The 12,865-nt window shown below is 70.7% G+C and carries 11 protein-coding genes; 5 read left to right on the top strand and 6 right to left on the bottom strand.

Annotated elements, in window-relative coordinates; translation table 11 throughout:
* Positions 1-109: 109 nt before the first annotated feature.
* From ACIHAA_RS20365 to ACIHAA_RS20350, 4 genes are all read left to right on the top strand, one after another.
* Entirely contained in the window at positions 110-1,321 is a 1,212-nt protein-coding gene (locus tag ACIHAA_RS20365) for a pyridoxal phosphate-dependent aminotransferase (RefSeq protein WP_399818998.1), read from the top strand.
* Between the two features lie 143 nt (positions 1,322-1,464).
* Positions 1,465-1,890: a hypothetical protein gene (locus ACIHAA_RS20360; protein WP_399818996.1), complete on the top strand. Its 426-nt coding sequence runs from the start codon at positions 1,465-1,467 to the stop codon at positions 1,888-1,890.
* A 391-nt stretch (positions 1,891-2,281) separates the two neighbouring features.
* Positions 2,282-2,899 carry a tetratricopeptide repeat protein gene (locus ACIHAA_RS20355; protein ID WP_399818994.1) on the top strand — a complete coding sequence of 206 codons (618 nt, stop codon included), beginning with the start codon at positions 2,282-2,284 and terminating at the stop codon, positions 2,897-2,899.
* Positions 2,896-4,170 (top strand): glycosyltransferase, encoded by a 1,275-nt coding sequence (locus ACIHAA_RS20350; protein WP_399818992.1) that lies wholly within the window; start codon positions 2,896-2,898, stop codon positions 4,168-4,170. The genes ACIHAA_RS20355 and ACIHAA_RS20350 overlap by 4 nt, the downstream gene beginning before the upstream one ends.
* Before the next feature lie 64 nt (positions 4,171-4,234).
* On the opposite strand, the gene rfbD is transcribed toward ACIHAA_RS20350, so the two are convergent.
* The 6 genes from rfbD to ACIHAA_RS20320 all read right to left on the bottom strand — a co-directional run bounded on the left by rfbD (position 4,235) and on the right by ACIHAA_RS20320 (position 11,830).
* A complete protein-coding gene (gene rfbD, locus ACIHAA_RS20345) occupies positions 4,235-5,179 on the bottom strand; it encodes a dTDP-4-dehydrorhamnose reductase (protein ID WP_399818990.1) in 945 nt (314 codons plus the stop codon).
* Positions 5,176-6,150 (bottom strand): dTDP-glucose 4,6-dehydratase, encoded by a 975-nt coding sequence (rfbB, locus tag ACIHAA_RS20340; RefSeq protein ID WP_399818987.1) that lies wholly within the window; start codon positions 6,148-6,150, stop codon positions 5,176-5,178. The genes rfbD and rfbB overlap by 4 nt, the downstream gene beginning before the upstream one ends.
* A 203-nt stretch (positions 6,151-6,353) precedes the next feature.
* Positions 6,354-7,775, bottom strand: a complete 1,422-nt coding sequence (locus tag ACIHAA_RS20335) for a collagen-like protein (protein ID WP_399818985.1) — start codon at positions 7,773-7,775, stop codon at positions 6,354-6,356.
* Positions 7,776-8,022: 247 nt separating this feature from the next.
* The gene (gene rfbC / locus ACIHAA_RS20330) at positions 8,023-8,622 is read right to left on the bottom strand and encodes a dTDP-4-dehydrorhamnose 3,5-epimerase (RefSeq protein ID WP_399818983.1); all 600 of its coding nucleotides are present in this window, start codon (positions 8,620-8,622) and stop codon (positions 8,023-8,025) included.
* A gap of 204 nt (positions 8,623-8,826) precedes the next feature.
* Positions 8,827-9,759 (bottom strand): glucose-1-phosphate thymidylyltransferase RfbA, encoded by a 933-nt coding sequence (rfbA, locus tag ACIHAA_RS20325; RefSeq protein ID WP_399818980.1) that lies wholly within the window; start codon positions 9,757-9,759, stop codon positions 8,827-8,829.
* A 247-nt stretch (positions 9,760-10,006) separates the two neighbouring features.
* Positions 10,007-11,830 (bottom strand): phosphoenolpyruvate carboxykinase (GTP), encoded by a 1,824-nt coding sequence (locus tag ACIHAA_RS20320; RefSeq protein WP_399818978.1) that lies wholly within the window; start codon positions 11,828-11,830, stop codon positions 10,007-10,009.
* 308 nt (positions 11,831-12,138) lie between these two features.
* On the opposite strand from ACIHAA_RS20320, the gene ACIHAA_RS20315 reads away from it, so the two are divergent.
* Positions 12,139-12,852 (top strand): hemolysin III family protein, encoded by a 714-nt coding sequence (locus ACIHAA_RS20315; protein ID WP_399818976.1) that lies wholly within the window; start codon positions 12,139-12,141, stop codon positions 12,850-12,852.
* The last annotated feature ends 13 nt before the right edge of the window (positions 12,853-12,865 follow it).

Below are 12,865 nucleotides of genomic sequence, written 5' to 3'. Positions count from 1 at the left end.
TTTTAGGGGCGGCTGTGACAGGTGGGACGACCGCCCGGGGCGGCCCGGAAGCCCCCGCGTGGTGCAAAACACGCGGCACGACCGGATATGCGGCCGTAAGCTCGCGGACATGCAGGTGATCCAGTCCACGAAGCTCGCCAATGTCTGCTACGAGATCCGGGGCCCGGTTCTCGAGGAGGCGATGCGGCTGGAGGCGGCGGGGCACCGCATCCTCAAGCTCAACACCGGCAACCCGGCCGCCTTCGGCTTCGAGTGCCCGCCCGAGATCCTTGAGGACATACTCCGCAATGTCTCCACGGCCCACGGCTACGGCGACGCCAAGGGCCTGCTCGCCGCCCGGCGGGCGGTGGTCATGCACAACCAGACGCTCGGCATCGAGACCGACGTCGAACACGTGTTCATCGGCAACGGCGTCTCCGAGCTGATCGTGATGGCGATGCAGGGCCTGCTGGACGACGGCGACGAGGTGCTCGTACCGGCACCCGACTACCCCCTGTGGACGGCGGCGGTCTCCCTCTCGGGCGGCACCGCCGTGCACTACCGCTGCGACGAGCAGTCGGACTGGATGCCGGACCTGGCGGACGTCGAGCGGAAGATCACCGACCGCACCAAGGCCCTGGTCATCATCAACCCGAACAACCCGACGGGCGCGGTGTACGACGAGGCCGTGCTCCGCGGCCTGACGGACATCGCCCGGCGGCACAACCTCCTCGTCTGCTCCGACGAGATCTACGACAAGATCCTCTACGACGGCGCCGTCCACACCCCGACGGCATCGATCGCCCCCGACCTGCTGACCCTCACCTTCAACGGCATGTCCAAGGCGTACCGGGTGGCGGGGTACCGGGTGGGCTGGATGTCGATCTCCGGCCCCCGGGCGCACGCGGCCTCCTACATCGAGGGCCTCACGATCCTGGCGAACATGCGGCTGTGCGCCAACATGCCCGGCCAGCACGGTGTGGTGGCGGCGCTCAGCGGCCGCCAGACGATCAACGACCTGGTGCTCCCGGGCGGACGACTGAAGGAGCAGCGGGACGCGGCGCACGAGCTGCTGACCCGGATCCCGGGCGTGACCTGCGTCAAGCCCAAGGGCGCGCTGTATCTCTTCCCCCGCCTGGACCCCACCGTCTTCAAGATCAAGGACGACCGCCGGATGGTCCTCGACCTGCTGCGCAGCGAGAAGATCATGGTCGTGCAGGGGACCGGCTTCAACTGGCCGGAGCCCGATCACTTCCGGGTGGTGACCCTGCCGAACGTCGCGGACCTGACGGACGCGATCACCCGGATAGGGAATTTCCTGGACGGTTACGGCCAGCCCTGACCGGTCGGCGGCGCGGGCGGACCACAACCGCCCACCCAAGACCCCTCACCGTAAGCGACCGACTCCTCCATTTCGCGATCACGCTCAACTTTAGACCCAATCCAAGCTAGGATGGTTTCCTGACCAGCACAGGAGGCCGTCCCATGTACGAACCGATCCGCACCAAGTCGGTCCACACGACGGCCGGCGCGACCCCCGACTTCCCGCACCGCTCCCGCGAGGAGGAGCTGGACATCCAGCTCGCGGCCCATCTGGCCGCCCTGCTCGCGGTGACGGACGACCTGCGGGCGCTGACCCCTTCCGGAGACCTGGACACGGCCGCCGAACGGCTCGCCGAGCAGGTGGCACGGCTGCGGGGGGGCGCACGGCCGGTCCGTACGACAACCGCCCCGCGCGGCGGTGAACGGCAGATCGAGGCATTCCACCGGCGGGCCCACGCCCTCGCGGGCCGGGCACTGGTGGTCGCCGCGTCCCGCGCGGACACCGCGGCGGCGATCCTGGCGGCGGAGCGCATCGACGCCCACGCCGCCGCCCCGGCCGGACCGCGCGAGCCGATCACCGCGGGCTGACCCTCCCGAGCCGCTCCGGGTGGCTCCCTCCGTACGGCCCCGGTCCGCGTGCACCCGCAGAGACGCGCGGACCGGGCGCCACTCCGCGCGCCCCTCCCCGGGACCCCTTCCCGAACGCTCTGGCGACCGCGAACTCACCGCACCCAAAGGCGCCTTCGCCCACCTTCCGCGGCGACGTCCTTATCTGTCGACGGATTACCGAGCAGTCCGCCCAATTAACCGATGACAGCACGAGTTTGAGGGCTGCTCAGGCCCCTTGCTCCATGAGGTGCCTGCATTCGGGTGGACCCTGATCGCAATCACCTGCCGCTGGGCGGTGCCGCCGGGACGGCCTCGTAACGTCGGCGGACAGACGGGGGGGCTCCCTCACCATTGCGCGAGATGTGACAAAGTGAAACGTAGGACATTGTGGGCAGGACTGGTCTCGGCGGCCGCGGTCGCCACCGGGATCTCCGTCTGGGCGGTGCAGTCCCACACGGACCAGTCGACGGACTCCAAGGCCGCGGCCCAGCAGAAACACCTGGACACGAACTCCCTTCTCCAGGCAGCCCTGTTGCAGACGCAGTACCACGACTCGGCCGGGGCGGCCCGTACCTATCGGCGGGTGCTGGACCTCGACCCCCATAACAAGATCGCCTGGTACAACCTCGGGGTCCTGGCACAGCAGGACGGCAGGACCGCCGATGCCCGTGCGGCCTACGACAAGGCGCTGAAGCTCGACCCGAAGTACGGATCCGCCCTCTACAACGAGGCGGTACTGCTGAAGTCGAGCGACCCCGACCTCGCCATCACCCTGCTCAGGCGCGCCATCGACGCCACTCCCGGCGCCTCCACGGCCCATCTGCAACTCGGCCAGATCCTGGCGAAGAAGGACCGGGACCACGAGGCGGCCGCCGAGTTCCGCCGTGCCGTGGACGCCGACCCCTCGCTCTACTCCGCGGTGCCCGATTCCTTCCGGGACGACGTAAGCCCCCCACCGACACCGAGCCAAACAGGTGACTCCAGATGACGTCGACTGCAACACCCAGGTTCTCTGTCTTCACCCCCAGCCACCGGCCCCGGTTCCTCGACGAGTGCCTGGCGACCCTCCAGGCGCAGACCTGCCCGGACTGGGAGTGGATCGTCCTGCTCAACAACGGCGCCCGCTGGCGGCCCGAGCGGCCCGACGACCGGGTGCGGGTGGAGATCGCGGACGATGTCCGCGGCGTCGGGGCGGCCAAGCGCAGGGCCTGTGAGCTGGCCCGCGGCGAGATCCTCGTGGAACTCGACCACGACGACCTGCTCGCGACGGACTGCCTCGCGGAGCTGGCCACGGCCTTCGACGAGCACCCCGAGGCCGTCTTCGTCTACAGCAACACCGCGCAGATCACCGAGGACGGCAAGCGGGACGACAGCCGCTTCAACGAGTCGTACGGCTGGAACTACGAGGAGGTGCGCGTCGACGGCCGCACCCTGCTCCAGGCCAAATCCATGTCGCCGACACCGCACAACGTCTCGTACATCTGGTACGCGCCCAACCATGTGCGGGCGTTCCGCAAGGACGCCTACGAGAAGGCCGGCGGCTACGACGCCACCCGCACGGTCCTCGACGACCAGGACCTGATGTGCCGGCTGTTCCACGTCGGCGACTTCCACCAGATCCCGCGCTGCCTCTACCTCCAGCGGATGCACCCGTCGAACACCCAGCGCGACCCGGAGATCAACGCGCACATCCAGCGCGAGACGGTCGCCCTGTACGACAAGTACATCGAGGCCAACGCGCTCGCCTGGACCGAGCGGCGCGGGCTGGTCGCCCTGGACCTGGGCGCCGCCCACCGCAAGCCGCCCGGGTACCTGGGCGTGGACCAGCACCCGGGAGACGGCGTCGACATCGTCGCCACCCTGCCCGACCCGCTGGACCTGCCCGACAACTCCGTGGGCCTGCTGCGGGCGGTGGACTTCCTGGAGCATGTGCCCGACAAGGTGCCGCTGATCAACGAGCTGTACCGGCTGCTGGCCCCCGGCGGCATGCTCCTGACCATGACGCCCAGCTCGGACGGCCGCGGCGCCTACCAGGACCCGACCCATGTGGCCTTCTACAACGAGAACTCGTTCTGGTACTACACGGACAACCAGTACCGTGCCTTCGTGCCCGAGATCCAGGCCAAGTTTCAGTCGTCGCGGCTGGTCACCTACTTCCCGACCGAGTGGCACTCCCGCAACGACATCTCCTATGTGGTCGCCAATCTGATCGCGATGAAGGAGGGCGCCGAGCGCTGCGGCGGACCGCTGCTGGTGTAGGCGCCGGACGAGACGGACGTGCCCCGCGGATCCCGGATCCGCGGGGCATTTTTCACGGTCCCTCTCAGGCCCCGGGGCCCTCCCCCGCCGTCCGGTCCGGCACCCGTACGCCCGCCGCCCGCGCCGCCGCGGCCAGCTCCGCGAAGGGCGGCGCGGCGAGCGCGGCGGCCAGCTGGTCGTCCCAGCGCGGCAGGGGGGCGAGGCCCGCCCGGGCCCAGCGGTCGTGACCGAGCACCCCGAACGCCGGACGGGCCGCCGGGCGCGGGAACTTGTCCGAGCCCACCGGGCGGATCCGCTCGGGGTCGAGCCCGCCGAGCCGGAAGGCCTCCCGCGCCAGGCCGTACCACGTGGTGCTGCCGGACGCCGTGCCGTGGTAGACACCCGCCGGGGCCCGTCCGGCCAGGGCGGCCCGGCCGAGGGCGGCCAGCTGCCGGGCCAGCGCCCGGGACCAGGTCGGCTGGCCGTGCTGGTCGGCCACCACGTCCAGGGTGGCGCGCCGGGCCGCGAGATCCAGCACCGTGGCCACGAAGTTGCGGCCGTGGGTGCCGTAGAGCCAGGCCGTGCGCACGACGAGCCCGGAGTCCGGCAGCAGTTCGGCGACCGCCCGCTCCCCCTCCCGCTTGCTCCGCCCGTACGCGTTGACGGGCGCCGTCGGGGCGTCCTCGGGATACGGCAGCCGGGCATCGCCCGGGAAGACGTAGTCGGTGGAGAGGTGCAGCAGCAGCGCCCCGGTGTCCGCGCAGGCCCGCGCGAGATGGCGTACGGCGGTGCCGTTGACGGCCGTGGCCGCCGCCTCGGACCGCTCGGCGCCGTCGACATCCGTCCACGCCGCGCAGTTGACGACCACCCGGTGGCCGTCGACGGCCGCGCGCACCGCGTCCGGGTCGGTGATGTCGAGCAGCCCGCGGCCCGGGGCCGTCACCTCGGCGTCCGGGTCGGTGGCGAGTTCGGCGCGTACGTCCCGGCCGAGCATCCCCTCGGCGCCGGTCACCAGCCAGGTCGTGGTCACCGCAGCTCGGCCCTCTCCTTCAGCGGCTCCCACCAGGACCGATGGGTGCGGTACCAGGCCACCGTGGCGGCCAGGCCCTCCGCGAAGCCGACCTGCGGGGCATAGCCGAGCTGCTCCCGGATCTTGCCGTCGGCCAGCGAGTAGCGCAGATCGTGGCCCTTGCGGTCGGCCACGTACTCGACCCGGTCCCAGCCCACGCCGACCGCGTCCAGCAGCAGCCCGGTCAGCTTGTGGTTGCTCAGCTCGGTGCCGCCGCCGATGTGGTAGACCTCCCCGGCCCGGCCGCCCGCCAGCACCAGGTCGATGCCCCGGCAGTGGTCGGAGACATGCAGCCAGTCGCGGACGTTGCGCCCGTCCCCGTACAGGGGGACGGTCCGGCCGTCGAGCAGCTGGGTGATGAAGAGCGGGATGACCTTCTCGGGGAACTGGTGCGGCCCGTAGTTGTTGGTGCACCGGGTGACCACCACGTCCAGGCCGTGGGTGCGGTGGTAGGCGAGCGCCAGCAGATCGGAGCCCGCCTTGGACGCGGCGTACGGCGAGTTGGGGGCGAGCGGGCAGTCCTCGGTCCAGGAGCCGTCGCTGATCGAGCCGTACACCTCGTCGGTGGAGACATGTACAAAACGGCCGACCCGATGGCGCACGGCCGCGTCCAGCAGCACCTGGGTGCCCGTCACATTGGTGCGGACGAAGGGACCGGCGCCCTCGATCGACCGGTCCACATGCGACTCGGCCGCGAAGTGGACCACCGCGTCCTGGCCCGCCATCACCTCGTCGACCGCCTCCGGGTCGCAGATGTCGCCCCGGACGAAACGGAAGCCGGGGCGGTCGGCCACCGGGGCCAAGTTGGCCTCGACCCCGGAATAGGTGAGGGCGTCGAGAACCGTGATCCGCTCCGACGCGTCCGCTGCCAGCCGTCGGCGGACGTACTCCGAGCCGATGAATCCGGCGCCGCCGGTCACGAGGATGCGCATGGTGCTCCGAGTTTATGGGGTGTACGGGATGTGCTGGTCTTGTCGGGTCGACCGGGTCGATCAGGTCGAATACGGCGGTCGCGGCCGGGGAGGCGGTCCGCGGCCGCGGGCGGAACGCGGACGGTGCCCCGAGGCCGGGACCTCGGGGCACCGCCGCTCACTGTCGGGTCAGCAGGCCGGTCGGAGACCGTCCTGGATCACGGTCAGGGGGTGACCGTGGCGCAGAGCGCGACGGCCTCGGCCGGGGTGCCGAGGGTGACGACCTGCCACCCGGTGGCGGGGCCGGTTCCGGTGAAGACCGGGAGCGTGCTGGAGATGCTGCCCGCGCCCCCGCTGTAGCCACCACCGATGGCGATGTCACCGGGGTTGCAGAGAGCCGTGGACGTGGTTCCCTGGGCTCCGGTCACGACATAGGTCGAGTTCAGGCCGGCACCCTGGGCGCCCTGCGCACCCTGAGCGCCTTGGGTCCCGGCACCGGTCGCGCCCTGGGCTCCCTGCGCGCCCTGGGTACCCGTCGCACCCTGGGCACCGGTGGCGCCCTGCACGCCCGGCGTACCGGGGGTGCCCTGCGCGCCCGTCGCACCCTGGGGGCCCGTGCCACCGGTGGCACCCTGCGTACCCGTGGCACCCTGCGCACCGGTCACGCCCTGGAAGCCCTGGCTGCCCTGGGGCCCCGTGGCGCCGGTGGCGCCCTGCGTACCCGTGGCACCCTGCGCACCCGTCGTCCCCTGGAAGCCCTGGCTGCCCTGGGGCCCCGTGGCGCCGGTGGCACCCTGCGTACCCGTGGCACCCTGCGCACCCGTCGTCCCCTGGAAACCCTGAGTGCCCTGCGCACCCGTGCCGCCCTGGGACCCCTGCGAGCCCTGGAAGCCCTGCGGGCCGGAGGAGCCCTGAGCGCCCTGGGAACCCTGGGCGCCGGTGGCGCCCTGCGTACCCGTCCCGCCCTGGGTGCCCTGGAAGCCCTGCGGACCGGCCGAACCCTGGGAGCCCTGGCTGCCCTGGGCGCCGGTGGCACCCTGCGTACCCGTCGAGCCCTGGGTGCCCTGGGTTCCCTGGGCGCCCGTCGAGCCCTGTGCGCCCTGGCTGCCGGTGGCGCCCTGCGTACCGGTGGTGCCCTGGGTGCCCTGCGGACCCGCGGTGCCCTGGGTGCCCTGGAAGCCCTGCGGACCCCTGGCGCCCTGCGTACCCGTGGCGCCCTGGGTGCCCTGCGGGCCGGGGACGCCCTGGGCGCCGGGGATGCCCTGCGGGCCGGGGGTGCCGTTCGCGCCCTGGGCACCCTGCGTGCCCTGCGGACCCTGCGGACCGCGGGCGCCCTGCGGCCCGGTCCCGCCCGGACCCTGGGGACCCTGCGGGCCACGCGGACCCTGGGGCCCCTGGGGCCCGCGGTCGCCGTCCCGGCCGTCGTGGCCCGGGCGTCCCTGAGGACCGCGGTCCCCGTCCCGGCCCCTGGTGCCCTGGGTGCTGCGTTTGCCGTGGTGGGCGCTCACGGCCCCGCCGGGCCCGGGCAGGCCCGCACTGCTCCCCGTGCCCGAGCGGTGGATCGCGTCGGCGACGGCAACCGCGCTCGGGGAGACGTTCAGCACGACGGCAAGTGCGCCGACCGAGACCATCGTGGCGGATTTCACCCGAGAACTTCGGATCGTTCTACGGCTCACTGAGAACCTTCCTCACGAAAACGTGGAGTGACCACACCTGCAAGCGCACGCACTGGGTGCACTCACGTTGTCCGTGGCCACGGACGCGGCACACACTTTCACTCTCCGTCACCGATAGTCGTATGTCACTCCGTGTCACCGCGGAAAGATCACCCGCGTGGCGGCCAAGTAAATGCGGCCGTCGCGGCGTGTCGACGGGGAAGGTTCGGGAAGCGGCTCAGACGCTGCCCACCAGCCCCCGGCGATAGGCCCCGCAGGCCTCGAACGAGGGCAGCAGGCCCAGGCGCCCGGCCTCTTCCAGGGTGGGTGCCGCGGCGTCCTTCTCGGACAGCAGCGGGACCAGGCCTTCGGGCCAGTCGATCGCCAGAGCCGGATCGAGGGGGTTGATCCCGTGCTCCCGCTGCGGCGCGTAGGGCTGGGAGCAGAGATAGACGACCGTGGAGTCGTCCTCCAGTGCCATGAAGGCGTGGCCCAGACCTTCCGAGAGGTAGAGGCCCCGGTGGGTGGTGTCGTCGAGGCGGACCGCCTCCCAGGTCCCGAAACCCGGGGAACCGGTGCGGATGTCGACCACCACGTCCAGGACGGCGCCGCTGACGCAGGTCACGTACTTGGCCTGGCCCGGCGGGACCTCGGCGTAGTGGATGCCGCGCAGCGTGCCGCGGGCGGAGCGGGAGCAGTTGGCCTGGGCGAGGCCGAACTCCTGCCCGGTGGAGCCGTGGAAGGCCGCCCCCTTGAACCACTCGTGGAAACTTCCCCTGCTGTCCGCGAACACCCTGGGTGTGTCCACCCAGGCCCCTTCGATGCCCAGTTGTTCCACGCGCCTCCTCCTTCCGCCGCGCCACCGTGTGGCGGATCTCCGCATCCGTATGCTTCTTCGGGTCGTCAACGGCGGCCCTTGAGGACGGGACCGGCACGGGCTTTGAGGACCGGTCCGGGACCTGAGAACCGGCACGGTCCTTGAGGACCGGTCCGCCGCTGGGCCGAAAGGCCGGGGCGGCGGGGGGGGGGCCGCCAGTTGGAATCACGGAGTCGCCGGTACCAGTTCCTCCGGGCGCGGTCCGGGGCCCCGCTGGGGTCCGACCCGGAACGCGGAGTCCTCCAGCAGTCCCAGCAGATAGCGGCCGTAGCCGCTCTTGAGCAGCGGCTCGGCCAGCTCCCGGAGCCGGTCGTCGTCGATCAGGCCCGCGCGCCAGACCGCCTCCTCGATGCAGCCGACCTTGAAGCCCTGGCGCTCCTCGATCACCCGCACGAACTCCGAGGCCTGGACCAGGGAGGTGAAGGTGCCGGTGTCCAGCCAGGCGGTGCCCCGGTCGAGCCGGGTGACCTGGAGCGCGCCGGCCTCCAGATAGACGCGGTTGAGGTCGGTGATCTCCAACTCGCCCCGGGCGCTGGGCCGCAGCTCGCGGGCGATGTCCACGACATGACGGTCGTAGAAGTACAGCCCCGGCACGGCGTAGCGGGAGCGGGGCCGGGCGGGCTTCTCCTCGATGGACAGGGCGCGGCCCTGCTCGTCGAACTCGACGACACCGTAGGCCGAGGGCTGGGCGACCGGGTAGGCGAACACCCGGCCGCCGCTGAGGTCGTCGTGCCGGGCCAGCCGGGTGCCGAGACCGCTTCCGTGGAAGATGTTGTCGCCGAGGATCAGGGCGGCGGGCTCGCCGTCGAGGAAGTCCGCCCCCAGCACAAAGGCCTGGGCGATGCCCTCCGGGCGCTCCTGTACGAGATAGTCGAGCCGCAGGCCGAGTTGGCGGCCGTCCCCGAGCAACCGGCGGAACTGGTACTGGTCTTCGGGGGTGGTGATGACCAGGATGTCCCGGATGCCCGCCATCACGAGTGTGGAAAGCGGGTAATAGATCATGGGCTTGTCGAAGACCGGAAGAAGCTGCTTCGACACCGAGCGGGTCAACGGCCACAGCCGGGAGCCGGTACCCCCGGCCAACAGGATTCCGCGCATGGCGCCACTGTAGGCGAATTACCCCTGAATGCCGGTTCTTTACCGTCTCAACGGTGTGTACGGGGATGTGTGGTGTGTACGGGGATGTGTACGGGATGTGCGCAAACCGGGCCGGGGCCCGCAACCGTACGCCGTTGTACGGTGCGGGCCCCGGCCCGGGCACACCAAGGTGCTGTCACCGCGGCCGGCCTTCGTGACGACATCGCAGGTCAGGGCATGCCGGACCGGCCGCGGAGCTTGGGGGGCGTCAGCCCAGGCGCTGCACCAGCGCGCGGTACTGGTCCCACAGTTCCTTCGGCGTGTGGTCGCCGAAGGTGTTGAGGTGCTCGGGCACCAGGGCCGCTTCCTCCCGCCACACGTCCTTGTCGACGGTGAGCAGGAAGTCGAGGTCGGACTCGGACAGGTTCAGGCCGTCGGTGTCCAGCGCCTCCTTGGTCGGCAGGATGCCGATCGGGGTCTCGACGCCCTCGGCCCTGCCCTCCAGGCGCTCGACGATCCACTTCAGAACGCGGCTGTTCTCACCGAAGCCCGGCCAGACGAACGAGCCCTCGTCGTTCTTGCGGAACCAGTTGACGTAGTAGATCTTCGGCAGTTTGGACTGGTCCTTGTCCTTGGCCACGTCGACCCAGTGCCCCATGTAGTCGCCCATGTTGTAGCCGCAGAACGGCAGCATGGCGAAGGGGTCGCGGCGCAGCTCGCCGACCTTGCCCTCGGCCGCGGCGGTCTTCTCGGAGGCGACGTTGGCGCCGAGGAACACCCCGTGGTTCCAGTCGAAGGACTCGGTCACCAGCGGCACCGCGCTGGCGCGGCGGCCGCCGAAGAGGATCGCCGAGATCGGCACGCCCTTCGGGTCCTCCCACTCGGGCGCGATGATCGGGCACTGCGCCGCGGGGACGGTGAAGCGGGCGTTGGGGTGGGCGGCCGGGGTGCCGGACTGCGGCGTCCAGTCGTTGCCCTTCCAGTCGGTGAGGTGGGCCGGGGTCTCCTCCGTCATGCCCTCCCACCAGATGTCGTTGTCGTCGGTGAGCGCGACGTTGGTGAAGACCGAGTTGCCCCACAGGGTCTTCATGGCGTTGGCGTTGGTGTGCTCGCCGGTGCCGGGCGCGACACCGAAGAAACCGGCCTCGGGGTTGATCGCGTAGAGGCGGCCGTCCTGGCCGAAGCGCATCCAGGCGATGTCGTCGCCGATGGTCTCGACGGTCCAGCCGGAGACGGTCGGCTCCAGCATGGCGAGGTTCGTCTTGCCGCAGGCGCTCGGGAAGGCGGCGGCGACGTACTTCGACTCGCCCTGCGGGGGCGTCAGCTTGAGGATCAGCATGTGCTCGGCGAGCCAGCCCTCGTCGCGCGCCATCACGGAGGCGATGCGCAGGGCGTAGCACTTCTTGCCGAGCAGCGCGTTGCCGCCGTAGCCGGAGCCGTAGGACCAGATCTCGCGGCTCTCGGGGAAGTGCGAGATGTACTTGGTCTGGTTGCAGGGCCAGGGGACGTCCTCCTGGCCGGGCTCCAGCGGGGCGCCCAGGGTGTGGACGGCCTTGACGAAGAAGCCCTCGGAGCCGAGTTCGTCCAGGACCGGGCGACCCATGCGCGTCATGGTGCGCATGGAGACGGCGACATACGCGGAGTCGGTGATCTCGACGCCGACCGCGGAGAGCGGCGAGCCCAGCGGGCCCATGCAGAACGGCACGACGTACATCGTGCGGCCTCGCATGGAACCGCGGAACAGGCCCTTCTCGCCCTGGAAGATCTCCCGCATCTCGGCGGGGGCCTTCCAGTGGTTGGTGGGACCGGCGTCCTGCTCCCGCTCGGAGCAGATGAAGGTCCGGTCCTCGACCCTGGCGACGTCGGTCGGGTCGGAGGCCGCGTAGTAGGAGTTCGGGCGCTTGATCGGGTCGAGCTTCTTGAACGTGCCCTTGAGGACGAGCTCCTCGCACAGGCGCTCGTACTCGGCCTCGGATCCGTCACACCAGACCACGCTGTCCGGCTGCGTCAGTTCAGCGATCTCGTTGACCCACGAGATCAGGTCCTTGTGCTGGGTGGGGACGGTTGAGGGAGCCGCGTTGTCGCGCGCCACGATCGCTCCTAGATGAGGGGTTTTCTGTTGGTTGCCCCGTGGGGGCTGCGACCCGGATGCTTCGTAGCCGCTCATCCGGTGCCGACCGCACTCATTTGATCATCCGACGGGATTGCGCATCTGTCCAGAGGGCGTCACAGCTGAGCGGAGTGAGGATCGCCACGTATCCCCGCGTTTCTTTGCGTCCACGTAGGATTCGGCAGAAGGATTTTTTGCGTTGCCGCGACATCACCACAGAACGGACAGGACGGGTAATAACGGGCCGCCTTTGATCCATAACTTACGGTTCCGTAGGTACGATGCGGCGCATGACTGCGTCCGTCCCCGACGCGCCCACGGACTCGCCGGCAGCCGGCCGCGGTCCCGTCGCGCTCTCCCTGCCCCGCCCGGTCAAACCGAAGCTGCGCGGGTGGCTGCACCTCGGAATGTTCCCGGCCGTGCTCATCGCGGGCCTGGTGCTCACCGCCCTCGCCGACTCCCCGCGCGGCCGAGTCGCCTGCGGTATCTACGTGTTGACGGCCTGTCTGCTCTTCGGCGTCAGCGCGCTCTACCACCGCGGCAACTGGAGCCCCCGCATGGACGGCGTCCTGCGCCGCCTTGACCATGCCAACATCTTCCTGATCATCGCGGGCACCTACACCCCGCTGACCCTGCTGCTCCTGCCGGGCGGGAAGGGGCAGTGGCTGCTGTGGGGCATCTGGGCCGCCGCGGCGGCCGGCATCGTCTTCCGCGTCTTCTGGGTCGGCGCCCCCCGCTGGCTCTACACCCCCTGCTACATCGCGATGGGCTGGGCCGCCGTCTTCTTCCTCCCCGACTTCATGCGCACGGGCGGGATCGCCGTCCTGGTGCTGGTAGTCGTCGGCGGACTGCTCTACAGCGCGGGCGGTGTGGTCTACGGGATCAAGCGGCCGAACCCCTCCCCGCGGTGGTTCGGCTTCCACGAGGTCTTCCACTCCCTCACCCTCGCCGCCTTCGTCGTGCACTACGTGGGCATCTCCCTGGTGGCGTACCAGCACGCATAGCGCCTTGCCGCAA

Origin of the sequence: Streptomyces sp. NPDC052040 (genome assembly GCF_044548405.1) — a bacterium.
Taxonomy (GTDB): domain Bacteria; phylum Actinomycetota; class Actinomycetes; order Streptomycetales; family Streptomycetaceae; genus Streptomyces.
The sequence above is the reverse complement of the archived record's forward strand: the minus strand, read 5'-3'. Positions and strand labels throughout refer to the sequence as shown.

Excerpts from the sequence above, each read along its gene's own strand:
- ACIHAA_RS20350 (WP_399818992.1), top strand. The coding sequence starts at position 2,896 with ATGACGTCGACTGCAACACCCAGGTTCTCTGTCTTCACCCCCAGCCAC.
- ACIHAA_RS20360 (WP_399818996.1), top strand. The coding sequence starts at position 1,465 with ATGTACGAACCGATCCGCACCAAGTCGGTCCACACGACGGCCGGCGCG.
- ACIHAA_RS20315 (WP_399818976.1), top strand. The coding sequence starts at position 12,139 with ATGACTGCGTCCGTCCCCGACGCGCCCACGGACTCGCCGGCAGCCGGC.
- rfbB (WP_399818987.1), bottom strand. The coding sequence starts at position 6,150 with ATGCGCATCCTCGTGACCGGCGGCGCCGGATTCATCGGCTCGGAGTAC.
- ACIHAA_RS20365 (WP_399818998.1), top strand. The coding sequence starts at position 110 with ATGCAGGTGATCCAGTCCACGAAGCTCGCCAATGTCTGCTACGAGATC.
- rfbA (WP_399818980.1), bottom strand. The coding sequence starts at position 9,759 with ATGCGCGGAATCCTGTTGGCCGGGGGTACCGGCTCCCGGCTGTGGCCG.